Here is an 18236-nt window from a genome sequence, read left to right as displayed (position 1 = left end):
ACCAGCCCGCCTGCAAATGCAGCGCACAATGCGTGTGCGCGGGAGCCTAAGCAGCGGCGGCGCGCGCCTTGTGCAACTTGCGATAGCTGTCGATCAGGCGCTGATGCCGCTCGAGGCCTTCCAGCTTCATGCTGGTCGGGCTCAAGCCGGAGAAGCGCACGCTGCCGTCCACCGAGCCCAGCACCGCGTCCATTCGCGCATTGCCGTACATGCGGCGGAAATTGGCGACGTAGTCCTCCAGCTCCAGCTCCTCGTCGAGCACCACCTCCAGCACCACGTTCATCGCCTGGTAGAACAGGCGGCGCTCGACGGTGTTGTCGTTGTACTGCAGGAAGGCGCCGACCAGTTCCTGCGCATCCTCGAAGCGCTGCAGGGCCAGGTTGATCAAGAGGCGCAGCTCGAGCACCGTCAGCTGACCCCATTCCGTGTTCTCGTCGAACTCGATGCCGATCAGGCTGGCGATGTCCGAATACTCGTCCAGCTCGTTGTTCTCCAGGCGCTCGAGCAGGGCCGCCAGCGCGTCGTCGTCGAGGCGGTGCAGGTTCAGGATGTCTTCCCGGAACAGCAGGCTCTTGTTGGTGTTGTCCCAGACCAGGTCTTCCACCGGATAGATCTCCGAGTAGCCGGGCACCAGGATGCGGCAGGCATTGCTGCCCAGCTGGTCATACACCGCCGTGTAGACCTCCTTGCCCATGTCCGTCAGGATGCCGAGCAGGGTCGCGGCTTCCTCGGCATTGGAATCCTGGCCCTGGCCCGAAAAGTCCCACTCGACGAAGTCGTAGTCCGACCTGGCGCTGAAGAAGCGCCACGACACCACGCCGCTCGAATCGATGAAGTGCTCGACGAAGTTATAGGGCTCGGTGACGGCCTCGCTGGCGAAGGTCGGCTGCGGCAGGTCGTTCAGACCCTCGAAGCTGCGGCCCTGCAGCAGCTCGGTCAGGCTGCGCTCCAGCGCCACCTCGAAGCTCGGGTGCGCGCCGAAGGAGGCGAACACGCCGCCGGTGCGCGGGTTCATCAGGGTGACGCACATCACCGGGTAGGTGCCGCCCAGCGAGGCATCCTTGACCAGCACCGGGAAGCCCTGCTCTTCCAGGCCCTGGATGCCGGCCAGGATGCCCGGGTATTTGGCCAGCACTTCCTGGGGCACGTCCGGCAGCGCGATCTCGCCTTCCAGGATTTCGCGCTTGACGGCGCGCTCGAAGATCTCGGACAGGCACTGCACCTGGGCTTCGACCAGCGTATTGCCGGCGCTCATGCCGTTGCTGGCGTAGAGGTTCTCGACCAGGTTGGACGGGAAATACACGGTTTCGCCATCCGAATGCCGGACGAAGGGCAGCGACACGATGCCGCGCTCCACGTTGCCGGAGTTGGTATCGATCAGGTGCGAACCGCGCAGTTCGCCGTCCGGATCGTAGATGCCCATGCAATACTCGTCGAGGATCTCGCCCGGCACCGCATCGTCCGGGCCGGGCTTGAACCAGCGCTCGTTCGGGTAATGGACGAAAGGCGCGTTGGCGATATCCTCGCCCCAGAACACGCCGGCGTAGAAGTGGTTGTTGTTCAGGCGTTCGATGTATTCGCCCAGGGCCGAGGCCAGCGCGCTTTCCTTGGTCGCACCCTTGCCGTTGGTGAAGCACATCGGCGAATGCGCGTCGCGGATATGCAGCGACCAGACATTCGGCACGATATTGCGCCACGAGGCGATCTCGATCTTGATGCCCCAGCTGGCCAGCATGCCCGACATGTTGGCGATCGTCTGCTCCAGCGGCAGGTCCTTGCCGGGGATATAGGTCTGCGCAGCGGCATCCGGTTGCAAGGTCAGCAGCGCCTGGGCGTCGGCGTCGAGGTTCTCCACCTCTTCGATCACGAATTCCGGTCCCTGCTGGACCACCTTCTTCACGGTACAGCGCTCGATCGAGCGCAGGATGCCCTGGCGGTCCTTGTCGGAGATATCGGCCGGCAGCTCGACCTGGATCTTGAAGATCTGCTTGTAGCGGTTTTCGGGATCGACAATATTATTCTGCGACAGGCGGATATTCTCGGTCGGGATATTCCGGGTATTGCAGTAGAGTTTGACGAAATAGGCCGCGCACAAGGCCGACGAGGCCAGGAAATAGTCGAAAGGCCCGGGCGCGGAGCCATCGCCCTTGTAGCGGATGGGTTGGTCGGCAATGACCGTAAAGTCGTCGAATTTCGCTTCCAGGCGAAGCTTGTCGAGAAAGTTGACCTTGATTTCCATAATAAATCCTTCACACCTGCTTGAAAAAACATGGCCAACGCCGACCATCCAAATAACAAGGCCCTGTAAGAACAGGGCCTTTACCGACATTATCCGCGACGTTCGAAGTGCGCGCAATCGACGTTGACGTTGCGTGATACACGACGGTATTATGAAATCGATTTCACAACAATATCAGGAGACAGCATGCACCACCCCGCGCCACAGTCCGGCACTCCCCTATCCCTGCCCCTGCTGCGCCTGGCCGCTGCCTGCGCCGCGCTGCTGCTTGCCGGCGGCGCCCATGCCGCCGGCCCGGCAAGCGTCAAGCTGAACCAGGTAGGCTACCTGCCGGCCGCGCAAAAGCTGGTCGTGGTGCCGGCCGACGCGCAGGCGCGCTTCGCCGTGGTGGAAGCCGCCAGCGGCAAGCAGGTCTTCGAAGGCAGCCTGGCCAGCGCCGCCGCCTGGGATGCGTCCGGCGAGCGGGTGCGCCTGGCCGACTTCACGGCCCTGCGCACGCCCGGCAGCTACCGCCTGCGCGTGGCCGGCCTGCCGGATTCGACGCCCTTTGCCATCCAGCCCGGCGTCTACCGTGAGCTCGACATCGCGGCGATCCGCAACTTTACCCTGAACCGCACCGGCATCGCCCTGCCCCCGGCCATCGCCGGCCCTTACGCGCGCCCGCTGGCGCACCCGGACACGCGGGTGCTGGTGCATGCCTCGGCCGCATCGAAAGCGCGTCCCGCCGGCACCGTGATCTCGAGTCCGAAAGGCTGGTACGACGCCGGCGACTATAACAAATACATCGTCAATTCGGGCATCAGCACCTACACCCTGCTGGCGGCCTACGAGCACTTTCCCGAGTGGTTCGCCAAGCTGCCCCTGAACCTGCCGGAATCCGGCAACGGCCTGCCCGACATCCTCAACGAGACCCTGTGGAACCTCGACTGGATGCTCACCATGCAGGACCCGAACGACGGCGGGGTCTACCACAAGCTGACCAACAAGGTCTTCGACGGCATGGTCATGCCCGAGAAAGCGACTGCGCCGCGCTACGTGGTGCAGAAGACCACCACGGCCACGCTCGACTTCGCGGCCGTGATGGCAGCCGCCAGCCGCGTGCTGAAACCCTTCGACAGCCAGCAGCCGGGGCGCTCGGCGCGCTACCTGGCCGCGGCCGAACACGCCTGGCGCTGGGCCGAGGCCAACCCGAAGGTCTTGTACGAGCAGCCGGCCGACATCCAGACCGGCGCCTACGGCGACAAGAGCGCCGAGGACGAATTCGCCTGGGCCGCCGCCGAGCTCCTGATCACTACCGGCAAGAGCGACTACCGCAGCCGCGCCTTTGCCCATGCAGGGGATGCCGCCAAGGGCACCGAGCCGGGGTGGGCCGACGTCGGCATGCTGGGCTGGATCTCGCTCGCCCAGCACGCCGGGCGCCTGCCGGCGGGCGCGGACGCCGCCCCCGTGCGCAAGCAGCTGCTGGAGGTCGGCGACCGGCTGGTCGAGCGCTGGCGCGCTTCGCCCTACCGCATCACCATGGGCGCCAAGGATTTCGTCTGGGGCAGCAGCTCGACCATCCTGAACCAGGCCATGATGCTGGTGGCGGCCTACCGCGTCGAGCCGCGGCCGGACTACCTGAATGCGGCGCAGTCGGCGCTCGACTACGTGCTCGGCCGTAACGGTCCCGGCATGTCCTTCGTCACCGGCTTCGGCGCCCGTTCGCCGATGCACCCGCACCACCGCCCCTCCGAGGCGGACGGCGTCAAGGCGCCGGTGCCGGGCATGCTGGTGGGCGGCCCCAACCCGGGCCAGCAGGACGCCAAGGACTGCCCGGTCCCTTATCCGTCGAAGCTGCCGGCCTTGTCCTATATCGACCACGTGTGCAGCTACGCCAGCAACGAGATCGCGATCAACTGGAACGCGCCGCTGGTCTACGTGGCGGCGGCGATGGAGTCGCTGCAGCGCTGAAACGGCGCAGCAACACCGATTGTTAGGCGCAAACATTTCTGTTGCCTGGCAATCGGAACCTGCTCTACACTGCCTGTCGTATGCACGCCCTACGCATACCTACGACAGAAAAAGACAGGAGACAGAATGAATGACAAGCCGATCCGCCGGATCGTGATCGTGGGCGGGGGAACCGCTGGCTGGATGGCGGCAGCCCCGCTGGCGCAGCGCCTGGCGCGCCGCCCCGACGCCCCCTGCGAGGTGATCCTGGTGGAGTCGCCCGACATCGGCACCATCGGGGTCGGCGAAGCGACCTTGCCGACCATCCGCTACTACAATGCCGCGCTGGGCCTCGACGCCGACGACTTCGTACGGCGCACCAAGGCCAGCTACAAGCTCGGCATCGAGTTCACGGACTGGGGCCACCTCGGCAACCGCTTCTTCCACGGCTTCGGCGACTTCGGCCCCTCGCTCGACCGCCACCCGTCGCACTTGTTCTGGCTGCGCATGTCCACGCAGTTCGACAACATGCCGGCGCTGGAGAACTGGTCGGTGTCCTCGATCATGGCGCGCAAGAACAAGTTCGTGCCGCCGCACGAGGGCACGCCCTCGATCACCGACGCGTATTCCTATGGCTACCATTTCGACGCCGGCCTGTACGCGAACTACCTGCGCGACTACGCGGTGGCGCACGGTGCGCAGCGCATCGAGGGGACGGTGGTGGAGGTCGAACAGCATCCGGAGAGCGGCTTCATCACGGCGGTCAAGCTGCGCGACGGCCGCCGGATCGAGGGCGACCTGTTCGTCGACTGCTCGGGATTCCGGGGCTTGCTGATCGAAGGGGCATTGAAGGCCGGCTACGATGACTGGAGCGATCAGCTGCCCTGCAACAGCGCGCTCGCCGTGCCCTGCGCCAGCGCGCCCACGCTCACGCCCTATACCCGCTCCACGGCCAAGGAAGCGGGCTGGATCTGGCGTATCCCGCTGCAGCACCGCACCGGCAACGGCCACGTCTACAGCAACGCCTTCACCAGCGACGCGCGGGCACGCGAAGTACTGCTCGACTCCCTCGACGGCGCCGCGCTCGACGAGCCGCGCCAGCTCCGCTTCGTCACCGGCCGCAGGCGCAAGTCATGGGTCAAGAACTGCGTCGCGGTGGGCTTGTCGGCCGGCTTCGTCGAGCCCCTGGAATCGACCAGCATCAGCCTGATCGAGACAGCGGTCGGCAAGCTGGTCGAGCTGTTCCCGGACCGTGACTGCCGTCCCGAACTGGCCGACGAGTTCAACCGCTACATGGGCGTGCGCTACGAATCGGTGCGCGACTTCATCGTCCTGCACTACAAACTGACGGAGCGCGACGACTCGGAATTCTGGCGCTACTGCGCCAACATGCCGATTCCCGATACGATTCGCCACCAGATCGAGCTGTTCCGCGAAACCGGGCGCGTCACGATCCTGGACCCGCACGGCTTCGCCGAGCCGTCCTTCGTGGCCATGCTGATGGGACTGGGCGCGGTGCCGAAGCGTTACGATCCTTTCGTCGATGCGGTGGACATCCGCGAGGTGCACGGGCATTTCGCCGGCGTGCGCGACATGATCGTGCAGGCCGTGGACCGGATGCCGACGCATGACGCCTATATCGCTGAGCAACTTCGCGCGAGCCAGCTGAGGGCAGCCAGCCCGCGCGCCGCCTGAGCGGCCCCTGCCCTTACCAGCCCATCCGCGCCCGGACCAATGCAGTCAGCTTGGCTGCATTGGCCTGGTGGTGGTGCACCCGCGGATGCTGGCCATAACCCGTATGCTCGAAGAACAGGGTGTCGATGCGCTTGTCGCCGTTCTCCTTGCGCATCCTCTCCACGGCGGCCGTGACATAGCCCGGCCAGGGTGAACCGGGCCGGGTCGCGTCCATGCTGCCCAGCGCACAGACGATGTAGGCCTGCGGATAGAGGCGGCGAATGCGCTGCACGAACTGCTTGTAGGCCTCGACGCGCTGGGCATCGTTCGGCTCCGGCTGCAGCTTGTGGTCGCGGCCGATCAGCCAGCTGTCGTTCTGCAGCAGGTTGACCACCACCACGTCCGGCGTCCAGCGCGAGAAATCCCAGCGGCTGTCGTTGTCGCCGACGGCGCTCAGCTGGTCGTAGAAGTCCGGCATGGTGAACGGGAACCAGCTGATCATCACGCCGATGCCGCTCTGCGAGGTCATGTGCATTTCGGCCTTGAGCTGCCTGGCGGCGATCGCCGCATAGGACAGGAAGCTGTTCTTGTCCTTGCCGGCGTCGTCGCGGCCGTTGAGCGCGCCCTCGTTGCCCATGCCGCTGGTGATCGAGTCGCCGAAGAATTCGATCCGGCGCTTGGGCCGCGGCGGTGGCGGCAGCAGACCGGCGCCGTCATCCAACTCCAGGCCGCGGAACACGGTCGCGCCCTCCTCGCCCTCGGTGCGCTTGGTGACCAGGAAGCTGTGGCTTCCCGGGGCCAGCTTCTGCGCCACGACGTAGGTCGCCTCGCCCTGCTTCGCTTCGATGACCAGGGGCGCCGACAGGTCGCCGTCCAGGAACACGTTGAAGTAGTTCCGGCCGCGCTGGTCGTCGAGCTTGATGGCGAACGAGGTGCCGGTGAAGCGCCCGGCGATCGCGCTGTTCGGCCAGGAGATTACTGGCGCGGCCGGATCCGAGAAGTCGATGCGGCCGGTGTACTGCAGTTTCGCGTCGCTCGGCGAGACGGGCGTGGCCGCCGTCGCCAGGCCGGCGTGCAGCATGGCCGCGAGGGCGAGTAGAAGAGTAAGACGTTTCATTGTGGCGCTTTCAGGAATGCCGGCAGCTTGTCCAGCGTGATGACCTTCGGATGGTGGTAAACCTTGTTCTTGTGCTCGGCCGTATTGTAATAGTCGCCAGACCAGAAGTTGCTCTTGTCGCGCACCCCGGCGCCGGCCCTGGCGTCGTTCCAGACCGTGAACCAGAGCCAGGGCGCCCCTTCCGCCAGCATCCTGTCCGGATCGGGGATGTAACTCGTTTCGGTGAGGGCCACCGGCCTGGCGCCGCGGCCGATCGCCAGCGCGCGGCGGTAAGTGCCGGTCTGGGCCCCGTAGCGCTTGCCGTCGCTGTCGTCGTAGATGTCCCAGCCGACGATGTCGACCACGTCGTCGCCCGGGTACCAGGCTTCGTCCTGCCCGTTCCACACCCAGATCAGGTTGTGCAGCCCGTGTTTTTTTACCAAACGGTCAAACATGTGACGCCACAGCAGGATGCAGGCCCGGGCGGGCGACTCGCCGTCGCTGCGCGCGCGGCCCCACCAGAACCAGCCGTCGCCCTGGTGGCCGGAGGCTTCATGCAGCGGACGCCATAACACGGTCACGCCGGCGTCGGCCAGCTTTTTCAGCTCCGCCGCGACCAGGTCGATGCCCTCGTCGATCTGGCGCCAGGCCGGGCTGGCCGTATCCAGCCTGCCACCTGCCATCGGAATCGTGAAACCGGTATTCCTGGCCGGATCCGGCTCGCGGACGTAGAAATTGGCCCGGTTGCGGCCTTCGGTCCCGAGCAGCGCCGGGTCGCGCCAGTGCCAGCAGAAACTCACCAGGCCGCCGCGCCGGGCGAAGGCGATCGCTTCCTCCACCTGGCGCAGGCCGGAGGTCGTCGGACCTCGCATCCCGGTGTTCATGAAGTCGTAACCCATCAAGGCTGGATACTTGCCGGTGTCGTCGAATACCCGCTGCGCCATGTCGACGCCGTCGTCCCATGTCAGGTCCTGCTGGCCGGCGATGACTTCGCGGCCCCAGATGCCGTGCAGCCAGGCGTACACCGCCTGCGCATGGGCGCCGGCCTGCGGGTCCGCCAGCGCCGGCGCCCTGCTCGCCGCGAGCGTCAAGGGGCTGGCCGCCGATGCGCACAGCGCGGCCAGCCCCTTGAGCAGCTTCCTGCGCGCCGTCACAGCTTGATGGTCACCGGGCGGCCATCGTAGCTGACCGACTGGTCGTAGGCATCCAGGTTGCTCGCAGCCGCGGTGCCCGGACGCAGCACGCGCACGCGGATCTCGCGTTTCACGGGCATGCCCTTGTACTGGCCCACGCGCGCGCCGATGGTGACCACGCCATTGCGGTCATCGTAGCTGAACGGGATGCGGCTGTACTCGCCGCGCGCGTAGGCGTTGGTGACGCCGTCGTCCTCGTACAGGCTGGCCTGGCCGTTGGCGCCGGCAACTACCTGCAGCACCAGCGGCGCATCCGGCTTCTCGTCGACGTACTGGGTGACCGGCCCGGTTGCGATCACGGCGCCGGCGCGCAGGAACAGCGGGATACGCTCGCGCGGCGCCTGCACGGTGACGGTATTGCCGCCCTTGTGACGTTCTCCGGTATCGAAGTCGACCCAGTCGCTGCCCTGCGGCAGGTAGACCTGGCGCGAGCGCGCGCCGTAGCTGGTGACCGGCGCCACCATCAGGCTGGGGCCGAACATGTACTGGTCCTTGATGTTCTTCACCCGGTCGTCATGCGGGAAGTCCATCACCAGGCCGCGCATCATCGTGCCCGAGTGATAGTGAGTGTCGGCCGCCATCGTATAAATATAGGGCATCAGGCGGTAGCGCAGCTTCAGGTAGCCGACCATGGCGTCGCGCATGCTGTCGTCGCCGGCCGCGATGTTGTAGATCTCGCGCTTGACCACCTCGCCGTGCGAGCGGAACAGCGGCGAGAAGGCGCCGAACTGGAACCAGCGCAGGTTCAGCTCGCGCCATTCCTTCATGTCTTCCGGATCGGCCTGTTTGGTGCCGGTCGCGCGGTTTTCCTGGGCCGAACCGACATCGCCGACCTGGAAGCGTGTCTCCTGCGCATAGCCGCCGATGTCGTGGGTCCAGTTGGGGATGCCCGACATCGAGAAGTTCACGCCCGAGGCGATCTGGTCGGCCAGGTTGTTCCAGCGGCCGACGATGTCGCCGCTCCACACCGCCACCGAATTGCGCTGGATTCCGGCAAAGCCCGAACGCGACAGGATGAACTGGCGCTTGTCCGGCTGGTCGCGGCGCAGGTTCTCGGCGAAGCCCTCCGAGTGCACCAGGCTGTAGGGGTTGAAGGTGATCTCGCCGGCGCCGTAGACGGTCGGGCCGATCAGCTGCTTGAAGTCTTCCAGGCGCGCGTTCGACAGGATGTCGGGCTCGGTATTGTCCATCCACCAGGCGTCGAAGCCCAGGTCGACCAGCTTGTGCTTCATCTGGCGGTAGTAGATGTCGCGCGCTTCCTTCGTGTACGGGTGATAGTGGCTGTTCTTGTAGCCCGGGCCGACCCAGTCGAGGTCGCCGTTCTCGACGTTCTTGGTCCACATATGACCCTTGGCCGCCAGTTCCTTGTAGTTGTCGGTATTGGCGTAGAACTTGCCCCAGATGGAGAGCATGATGCGCGCGTTCTGCTTGTGCACCGCATCGACCATGCCCTTCGGGTCCGGGAAGCGTTTCTTGTCCCAGTCGTGCGAGCCCCAGCCGTCTTCCGGCCAGTAGAACCAGTCCTGCACGATGTTATCCAGCGGCCAGCCGCGCTTGCGGTATTCCGCCACGGTGTCGAGCAGCTGCTGCTGGGTCTCGTAGCGCTGGCGCGACTGCCAGTAGCCGTAGGCCCATTTCGGCATCATCGGCTGCTGCCCGGTCAGGTGGCGGTAACCGGCGATCACCCGGTCCATGCTGTCCGCGCTGATGACGTAGTAGTTGATCGCCTCGGCGATTTCCGAGGACATCGTGAGCGAATGGCGCTCCGGCTGCGGCAGCGGATTGTTGTGGGTGATGGCGATCATCCCGCTCGACACCTTCCAGTCGAGGAGAAGCTTGACCGGTTTGTTCTTCTCGAACTTGACTTCGAAGTTGTGGTACCACGGGTTCCAGCCCATGCGCCAGACGTCCATCACTTCCTTGCCGTCGATGGACAGCCGCGCGTAGTCGGACGAGTACAGCTGCATCTTGTGCACGCCGGGCTTGTCGCTTGCCAGGCTGCCTTCCCAGACCACGCGCGCGTCCTTCAGATCCTTGAGCGGCGGCAGCTCCTTGGGCCAGTTCTCCGCCACGTCCTTCAGGTACTGGTAGGCGATGTCCTTTTCCTTGCGGGTGAGCGCCAGCTTGCCGTCGACGTAGTAGCGGGCGGTCAGCCCGCCGGGCTTGCCGTCGGCGTCGCGCAGGACCAGGTCGCGCGACATCCAGGCATAAGGCGTGGCGTCGCCGAAGCGCGAGATGCTGTTGTTATCCCACAGCAGTCCGTAGTTCTTGTCCGAGACCACGAAAGGCACCGAGGCGATCATGTTGTGCTGGGCCAGCAGCACGTCTTCGCCGTTGTAGTTCATCTGCGAGTTCTGGTGCTGGCCCAGGCCGTAATAGGCGTCGCGGGTGCCGTGGTTGAAGCCCTGCTTGATCGCGAAGAACGGCTTGCCGCCCACCGTAACCGGCTTCATGCTCTCGGCGTCCTGCTGCAGGATCGGCTTGCCGGCCGCGTCGAAGAAGGACACGCGCCCGTCCTTCAGCGTCACCGTGGCCGAGATTCTGCCCGCCTTGAGCAGCACCGCCTCGTCCTTGCCGACCCGGGTAGCATTCACGGTGAACGTACAGGTGCAGGGCGTGGCGACCGTCATCAGGGAAGGCGTGAGCGCCTTGCCGGGCGCATCGAACTTCAGGACCTGGATGATGTTGTCGCTCATCAGGTTCAGGCGCACCAGCTTGGCGGCGCCGCGGTCGGGCTTGACCTCGATGCCGGTGGCGGTCTTCTGGTAACTGCCGGCGAGGGCCGGGGTGGCTGCGCACAGCAGCAGGACGGCGCTCGCCATTCGGGTGATTTGCATTATTGCGGGTCTCCTGGTTATCGTTTTTTATCGGTCAAGGCTGGTAGGTGCCCATCCTGACCTTCAGCACGGTAGGCAGGGCCGGCAGGTTCAGTCCGTAATCGGTCTGGTCGCCGTTCCAGTTGCGTTCCATGATCCACTTCCCGGCGGCGTCGAAGCGGCCCTCCTCCACCCGTGCGTACATCGCCGGCTTGTCTCCTGCGGAAGACAGTTTCACGCGTGCGCGCTGGCCGACCAGCACGAACTCGGCGGGGCCGATCTGCGCGATCGCCACGCCTCCGCCGGGCAGCTCCGTGCCCTCGGCGTATTCGTTCTTGTCGCGCAGGTATTGGCGCTCGCCGAACTGGAATTCACGGAAGGACACCGTGGCCTTCCACCCGTCCAGGGCGAGGGTTTGCGGCGCGCGGTCGTCGCCCTCCGCCACCCCGTGGGTGCGGCCCTCGAAGGCCCAGCGCGCCCACTGGCGCGACATCGGCGCAAAGGCGGCATATACCTGGGCGAAGGGCTCGACCATGCGGCGGTCCGTGTGCTTCGAGCCGAGCGGATAGTTGCTGTAGCTGGCGTAGTCGATCCCGAAGGGCACGACGCCGAGGGCGCCCTTGCCGACGATCTGCCAGACGTAGCGCGCATAAGTGGCGGCATTGCCCATCTCCGCCACCAGCAAGGCATTGTCCGGACGCTGGAAGCTTTCCAGCACGGCGCCCACCTTGCCGGACTCCGGCATGTAGATGTCGGGCGCGGCGAAATCGATGTGGGGCGCGGCAGCCTTGTAGATGCCGAGCACGTCCCAGGTCGGGCCGCCGCTGGCGAAGTCGCCTTTCCAGGGTGGGGGCAGCTGGTCAAGCTGGCCCGGCTGGCCCGGCTGGCCCGGTTCGCGCAGCGCATTGTTGACGAACATCGGCAGGTCGTAGACGGCGCGCCCGGCTTTCGCGATCTCCTCGATGTAGCTGGCGATCGCCCAGGTATGGAAGTACTGCTCGGCGTAGTCGCCGTACACCTCGCTCCAGCTGCCCTGCGCCGGTCGTCCCGCAGGTGCCGGTTGGCGGGCCAGCACCGCGCCCGGTACCGCCTGGCGGAACGCGGCTTCGGCGCGGGCCCCATGGTCGCGCGCCAGGCCGTAGGTGCCGACCTCGTTCTCGACCTGCACCATGATCACGGTGCGCTTGCCGGCGTCGATGTTGCGCAGGTGGCGCATCAGGGCCACGAACGCCTTCCTGTCGGCGGCGAGCGTGGCTTCGCCGAAGGGCGACAGGCAGTAGCTGGCCTTGCCTTCCTGGTCGCGCATGCGCGGGAAGCGCGCGTTGTCGAACTTCACCCACTCCGGCGTATAGGCCGGGCCGGTGTTCTTCCAGGTGCCGAACCACAGCAGGACCAGGCGCTTGCCATGCGCCCTGGCCTGGGCCACCAGGGTATCCACGTAACTGAAGTCGAAGCGCCCTTCTTCGGGCTCTACCTGTTCCCAGGCGACCGGAATTGCCAGCGTATTCGCCTGTGCATCCTCGAGCGCGGCCCAGACCTTGGGCAGGGCTGCCGGGTAATTGCTGGAGTTGTGGGCCTGGCCGCCCAGGATCAGGAATGGTGCGCCGTCCACCAGCAGCGCGTGGCGCCCCCCGCGTTCCACCAAGCGCGGCAGCTCGGAATCGGCTGCTGCGGCCGGCGCCACCTGTACAAGCTGCACCAGTGCCAGCGTTGCAGCCAGCGTCCTGAATCGGTTCATGCTGTCTCCTGTCGGACCCTTGCAGGGCCTCTCAATCGGTATTCGGTCGACAATTCGTGCCAGCATCGTAAGTCAGCCGTACACAGCATTGCAAGCAAAATGTTCACGCTAACATATCAGTACCGATATGCTTGCCGCTGTTTGCCCTGGAAAAACTTATCCAGCGACCGGATTAGCAGTGAGGAGCAGCATGCTTATTCCGGCTAGAGAGTGCTTCAGTCAAGCTGGATTCGACCTCACCGCACTAGACCGATGCAGCTTGCGGGACGATTCGCGTAGCAAACGCAAGAAAAATCCTCAAGTCATGAAATCGATTTCTTGACCTTGCGCAATCTATTGCGTACTGTAGAGATGGCGTGACATCGATTGCAGTGATAGAAGCGCCTGGCGGCGGATCGCACCCTCCGGTAATTCCTTAGCCAGCGCGTTTCGCATGTCGCCACGTGGCCACTTCGCCGCATTGAGTGTTGTGCATTAACAAAACTTACACGCTGTTCAGGTTTCGGCGCTAAAATTATGGTAGCGTACAACATCCAGTGTTAGCAGGGCGTCGATGCAGTCGCGGCGCATGGCGGCCTGGCAAATAAAAAAATTACCTACATCAGGAGACATCGTGAGGAAGTTCCAGAAAACAGCGATCGCTGCAGCGGTCGCGCAGATCGCCGTCGTCTATAGCGGCGTAGCATGGGCCCAGACCACCAATAGCAGCGCGGAGGAGCCGGTCGTCCCTGCGACGGCGGTGGTCAAGGTGTCCGGCCAGCGCGCAGCGCTGCAATCGGCCCAGAAGCTCAAGCAGAATGCCGACGAAGTGGTCGACTCGATCGTCGCCGAAGACATCGGCAAGCTCCCGGACCGTTCGGTCACCGAGGTGCTGCAGCGTATCGCGGGCGTCACCATGGACCGCAACATGCCGGGCGACCCGAATCGCCAGGCCGTCGAAGGTTCCGGCATCTCGGTGCGCGGCCTGACCTACGTGCGCTCGGAAGTCAACGGCCGCGACGCGTTCTCGGCCGGCGGCGGCCGCTCGCTCGGCTTCGCCGACGTGCCGCCGGAGCTGATGGCCGGCGTCGACGTCTACAAGAACCCATCCGCGGAACAGGTCGAAGGCGCCCTCGCCGGTCTGGTCAACCTGCGCACGGCCATGCCGTTCGACTTCAAGGGCCTGAAGGGCTCGCTGGGCGCGTCGCAAACTTATTCCGAGCTGAACAAGGCCAAGGGTCCGACCGGCACCGTGCTGCTGTCGAACCGCTGGAACACCGCGCTCGGCGAATTCGGCGCCCTGGTCAACTTCGCCTACGCGAAGAACCCGACCCGTACCGACGCCATCGGCATCGATCCGTACTTCCCGCACGTGAATTCCCGCAACCCGGCCCAGTACAACCGCGACGCGACCAAATGGCTGCCGCTCGGCGGCGGCCTGCGTTCGCAGGACTTCGAGCGCGTCCGCCGCGGCGACTATGCCGCGTTCCAGTGGCGGCCGAACCGCGACGTGACGGCTGGCCTGACCTACTTCAAGACCGACTACCAGGAAGACCTGAGCGAGCGCGTAGTCGCCTCGTCGGAAGACAAGTGGTACCAGCAGGTCGCCGGCGCCGACACCGTCTATGACAACAAGGGCGCCTTCCAGAGCGGCACGATCGCGAACCCGAGCTACGGCGGCTCGCCGTTCAACAGCTCGCGCCGCATCAACCAGCGCACCTCCGGCACGCGCGACCTCGCGCTGAACGTGCAATGGCGCGTGACGCCGGACCTGACCTGGACCAATGACATCCAGCACGTCCGTTCCACCACCGAGGGCTTCGACGCCGACGTCTCGACCGGCTTCATCCTGCCGAACCAGTCGATGGACCTCAGGGGCAGCATTCCGAAGATCGGCCTCGGCTCGGCGCAGTTCATGGCCGACCCGAAGAACTACTACTGGGCCTATACCCAGGAAGCGCTCGACCGCGCCAAGGCCGAGCAGAAGACCTGGCGCAGCGACATCAAGTTCTCCTTCGACGATCCGGTGCTGCGCGACATCCGCTTCGGCGTGCGCATGGCTGACCGCGAAGGCGAGAACAACAAGGCGCAGAAGTTCTACAACTGGTCGTCGATTACCTTCCCGTGGATGGAAGGCTGGCAGATTCCGGGCGTCGCACGCCTGAGCGACCCGCGCTTCGCGGGCGGCACCGAGCTGGCGCAGATCGATAATTTCTTCGGCGGCAAGGTATCGATTCCGGCGATGCTGTATCCGACCGATGCGCTGGCACGCGACTTCCCGAACGGCTGGACCAAGCTGCACGGCTACCACACCATCCTGTGCCAGGAGCAGGCGGCCGCCCAGGGCTGGGGCACCTGCGACACGTGGAAACCATCGACCTTCGACACGCCGTCGGCACGCAACACGCAGACCGAGAAGACCCGCGCCGCCTACACCCAGCTGCGCTTCGGCTTCGACGACCTCAAGTACCCGATCGACGGCAACGTCGGCATCCGCTACGTGAAGACGACGAACACCACGCACGGCTACATCGCGTACGACCCGACCAATGTCAGCATTCCGGGCGACGTGCCGGTGGAAGGCGTGAACACCCTGGTCAACATCGCCAAGTTCGAAACCCCGCGCAGCACCGATACCGGCTACCACAACTGGCTGCCGAGCCTGAACCTGCGCATGAAGGTCAGCGACCAGCTGCAGTTCCGTTTCGCCTGGGCCAAGGCGATGTCGCGTCCGGACTTCAACCAGCTGCAGTCCCTGACCACCCTGAGCTCGCCGGCGAACCAGCTGACGATCAAGGATCCGGTCACGCTCGCGGACCAGCGCGTCGTCTTCAGCGGCAACAACCTGACCGGCACCAGCGACGGCAACCCGCTCCTGAGGCCGACCACCGCGACCAACATCGACCTGACCGCCGAATGGTATTTCGCGCCGGGCGGATCGCTGACCTTCTCGGCCTTCGACAAGGACATCAAGAACATCGTCGTGAACACCACCTACGGTTACACGGTGAAGGATGTCAACGGCCAGGACCGGACCTTCGCGGTCACCCATCCGATCAACGGCGCCCACGGCTTTGCCCGCGGCTTCGAGATCGCCCACCAGCAGTACTACGACTTCGTGCCTGACTGGCTGCGCGGTATCGGCACCCAGGCCAGCTGGACCTATGTGTCGAGCGAGCGCAAGCTGGACAAGCCGGTGCCGGCCGCATTCTGCGCGGGCAGCGACCAGTCGAACATGAACCTGTCGATCAACGGCTGCGACACCGACGGACGTCCGTTCGGCAACACGCCGCTGCAAGGCCTGTCGCGTCACACGGTCAACTTCGCGGTCATGTACGAAAAGAACGGCCTGTCGGCGCGCCTGGCGTACAACTGGCGCTCGCGCTACCTGGTTGCCGTCAACACCTGGGGCAGCCGCGGCAACAACGGCCTGAACACGAATCCGGACGCCGGCTCACGCTTCCTGATCCCGACGCCAAACAACGACCAGGCCTACGGCCTGCCGCTGTGGCAGGACGACTACGGCCAGCTGGACGGTTCGATCTTCTACGACTTCACGGACAAGTTTCGTATCGGCCTGGAAGCCCAGAACCTGAACAACGCCAAGACGCGCCAGGTCATGCAGCAGCACGCCGGCATGTTCACCCGCCAGCTGTTCATGAGCGGTCCGCGCTACACCATCCGGGCGCAGTACTCGTTCTAAGCCGCGCTTCTGCGTCTTAGTACGGCAAGCAAGTTCGTCTCTCCTGAAGTCGCGGTTCCGCCATGCGGACCGCGGCTTTTTTTTCTCTCGTCATCCATTTATCAGACAAGGAGCATTCCATGCAGATCCAAGGCGACATGATCATCGGCAGGCGCAGCGTGCGCGGCGCCGCGGGCGTCGTTCACGCCGTCGACCCGGCGCGCCACGCCACCCTCGAACCGGGCTTCGGCCTGGCTTCTAGCGCAGAGCTGGAGACCGCCTGCACGCTGGCCGAGCAGGCCTTCGACAGCTACCGCGCCCTGCCCCTGGAGCGGCGCGCCGCATTCCTGGAGACCATCGCCGCGCGCATCCTCGACCTGGGCCCGGCCCTGATCGAGCGCGCCGGCCTCGAATCGGGCCTGCCGCAGGCACGCCTGGAGGGCGAGCGCATGCGCACCGTCAACCAGCTGCGCCTGTTTGCCAAGGTGGTCCGCGACGGGCACTTCCTGGCGGCGACCCTCGATTCGGCTCTGCCCGAGCGCACGCCGCCGCGCCCGGACCTGCGCATGCGCAAGATCCCGCTGGGCCCGGTCGCGGTCTTCGGCGCCAGTAACTTCCCGCTCGCGTTCTCGGTGGCCGGCGGCGATACCGCATCAAGCCTTGCGGCAGGCTGCCCGGTAGTGGTCAAGGCCCACAACGCCCACCTCGGCACGTCGGAGCTGGTAGCCCGCGCGGTGCAGCAGGCCGCCATCGACTGCGACATGCCGGAAGGCGTGTTCTCGATGCTGATCGGCGAAGGCAGGAGCATCGGCACCGCGCTGGTGGCGCATCCCGCGATCAAGGCCGTGGGTTTCACCGGCTCGCGCCAGGGCGGCCTGGCCCTGATGCGCACCGCCGCCGCACGCCCGGAACCGATTCCTGTGTATGCCGAAATGAGCAGCGTCAACCCCTTCTTCCTGCTGCCGAACGCGCTCGAGGGCAAGGCTGCCGGGCTGGCGCAAGGCTTCGTCGATTCGCTCACGCTCGGCGTCGGACAGTTCTGCACCAATCCGGGCCTGGTGGTCGGGCTGGAAGGAGAGGCATTCAACGCATTCAGCGTCGCGGCTGCCGAAGCCCTGCAGCTCAAGACCGCCGGCACCATGCTCACGCCCGGCATCCACAAGGCCTATGTCGAGGCGGTCGAAGCCCGCTCCGCCGTGCCGGGCGTGCAGTTGCTGGCGCGCGGCGCGGCAGCCGACGCGGAAGGCCCGGCATGCGCAGCGCAGCCGGCCCTGTACGGCTGCGACGCCGCCACCTTCCTCGCCACCCCAGCGCTGGAAGAAGAGATCTTCGGCCCGGCCGCGGTGATGGTGCGGTGCCGCGACGAGGCCGAGCTGCTGGCCGTGGCCGCACATGTGGAAGGCCAGCTGACCGCGACCGTACACGCGACGGCGGCGGACGGCGCGCTGGCGACAAGCCTGCTGCCCCTGCTCGAGCGCAAGGCCGGCCGCATCCTGTTCAACGGCTTCCCGACCGGCGTCGAGGTGTCGCATGCGATGGTGCACGGCGGCCCCTTCCCCGCCACTTCGGACAGCCGCACGACCTCGGTCGGCGCCACCGCGATCGACCGTTTCCTGCGCCCGGTGTGCTACCAGGCCGTGCCAAGCGAACTGCTGCCGGAAGCGCTGCGCGACGACAATCCACTGGGCCTGGCCCGGGTGGTCGACGGCGTATTGAAGACCGCGGGCTGATCGGAGCAGTTGTAGGGTGGGCGGATTCCGCCCACGCGGTCACATCACGGTGCTGCAGCCCGTGCGCCGGTTAAGAAGCCAACTATCACCGCGTGGGCGGGAGGACCCGCCCACCCTACAAAGATCGGGACAAGGCCATAAACGAAAAAGCCAGACGCAT

Annotated in this window: 9 protein-coding genes; 4 read left to right on the top strand and 5 right to left on the bottom strand. The window is 65.6% G+C overall.

The genetic code is table 11. The annotated features are described in order from the left end of the window. Window positions 1-46 precede the first annotated feature (46 nt). Window positions 47-2239 (bottom strand): OsmC domain/YcaO domain-containing protein, encoded by a 2193-nt coding sequence (locus B2R83_RS11080; protein WP_292041110.1) that lies wholly within the window; start codon window positions 2237-2239, stop codon window positions 47-49. A gap of 186 nt (window positions 2240-2425) precedes the next feature. Between B2R83_RS11080 and B2R83_RS11075 the strand changes: the two genes are divergently transcribed. Both B2R83_RS11075 and B2R83_RS11070 read left to right on the top strand, forming a co-directional pair. Then, on the top strand, window positions 2426-4189 hold the full coding sequence (locus tag B2R83_RS11075) for a glycoside hydrolase family 9 protein (protein ID WP_292041108.1): 1764 nt from the start codon (window positions 2426-2428) through the stop codon (window positions 4187-4189). A gap of 126 nt (window positions 4190-4315) precedes the next feature. Beyond that, window positions 4316-5863, top strand: a complete 1548-nt coding sequence (locus B2R83_RS11070; RefSeq protein WP_292041106.1) for a tryptophan halogenase family protein — start codon at window positions 4316-4318, stop codon at window positions 5861-5863. A gap of 13 nt (window positions 5864-5876) precedes the next feature. Here the strand turns inward: B2R83_RS11070 and B2R83_RS11065 are convergent, their stop codons facing one another. The 4 genes from B2R83_RS11065 to B2R83_RS11050 are packed head-to-tail and all read right to left on the bottom strand — an operon-like array spanning window position 5877 to window position 12685. Beyond that, entirely contained in the window at window positions 5877-6959 is a 1083-nt protein-coding gene (locus B2R83_RS11065; protein WP_292041105.1) for an SGNH/GDSL hydrolase family protein, read from the bottom strand. Further along, entirely contained in the window at window positions 6956-8092 is a 1137-nt protein-coding gene (locus B2R83_RS11060; RefSeq protein ID WP_292041103.1) for a glycosyl hydrolase, read from the bottom strand. Before B2R83_RS11060 ends, B2R83_RS11065 begins: the two co-directional genes overlap by 4 nt. After that, window positions 8089-10968, bottom strand: a complete 2880-nt coding sequence (locus B2R83_RS11055; RefSeq protein WP_292041102.1) for a TIM-barrel domain-containing protein — start codon at window positions 10966-10968, stop codon at window positions 8089-8091. Before B2R83_RS11055 ends, B2R83_RS11060 begins: the two co-directional genes overlap by 4 nt. Window positions 10969-11002: 34 nt before the next feature. Continuing rightward, window positions 11003-12685, bottom strand: a complete 1683-nt coding sequence (locus tag B2R83_RS11050; RefSeq protein WP_292041100.1) for a DUF5597 domain-containing protein — start codon at window positions 12683-12685, stop codon at window positions 11003-11005. A gap of 613 nt (window positions 12686-13298) precedes the next feature. Here B2R83_RS11050 and B2R83_RS11045 point away from each other — a divergent pair. Both B2R83_RS11045 and B2R83_RS11040 read left to right on the top strand, forming a co-directional pair. Next, window positions 13299-16367: a TonB-dependent receptor gene (locus B2R83_RS11045; RefSeq protein ID WP_292041098.1), complete on the top strand. Its 3069-nt coding sequence runs from the start codon at window positions 13299-13301 to the stop codon at window positions 16365-16367. 119 nt (window positions 16368-16486) lie between these two features. Further along, window positions 16487-18076, top strand: coding sequence for an aldehyde dehydrogenase (NADP(+)) (locus B2R83_RS11040; RefSeq protein ID WP_292041095.1), 1590 nt, complete (start codon window positions 16487-16489; stop codon window positions 18074-18076). The last annotated feature ends 160 nt before the right edge of the window (window positions 18077-18236 follow it).

Source organism: Massilia sp. UBA6681 (genome assembly GCF_002454935.1).
GTDB classification, from domain to species: Bacteria; Pseudomonadota; Gammaproteobacteria; order Burkholderiales; family Burkholderiaceae_D; genus Telluria; species Telluria varians.
Note: the sequence above shows the minus strand (reverse complement) of the source record. Positions and strands in the feature narration are given on the sequence as shown.

Bases quoted from the DNA above. Each gene is read 5' to 3' on its own strand.
- B2R83_RS11040 (WP_292041095.1), top strand. From the start codon at position 16,487: ATGCAGATCCAAGGCGACATGATCATCGGCAGGCGCAGCGTGCGCGGC.
- B2R83_RS11050 (WP_292041100.1), bottom strand. From the start codon at position 12,685: ATGAACCGATTCAGGACGCTGGCTGCAACGCTGGCACTGGTGCAGCTT.
- B2R83_RS11070 (WP_292041106.1), top strand. From the start codon at position 4,316: ATGAATGACAAGCCGATCCGCCGGATCGTGATCGTGGGCGGGGGAACC.
- B2R83_RS11075 (WP_292041108.1), top strand. From the start codon at position 2,426: ATGCACCACCCCGCGCCACAGTCCGGCACTCCCCTATCCCTGCCCCTG.
- B2R83_RS11065 (WP_292041105.1), bottom strand. From the start codon at position 6,959: ATGAAACGTCTTACTCTTCTACTCGCCCTCGCGGCCATGCTGCACGCC.
- B2R83_RS11055 (WP_292041102.1), bottom strand. From the start codon at position 10,968: ATGCAAATCACCCGAATGGCGAGCGCCGTCCTGCTGCTGTGCGCAGCC.
- B2R83_RS11080 (WP_292041110.1), bottom strand. From the start codon at position 2,239: ATGGAAATCAAGGTCAACTTTCTCGACAAGCTTCGCCTGGAAGCGAAA.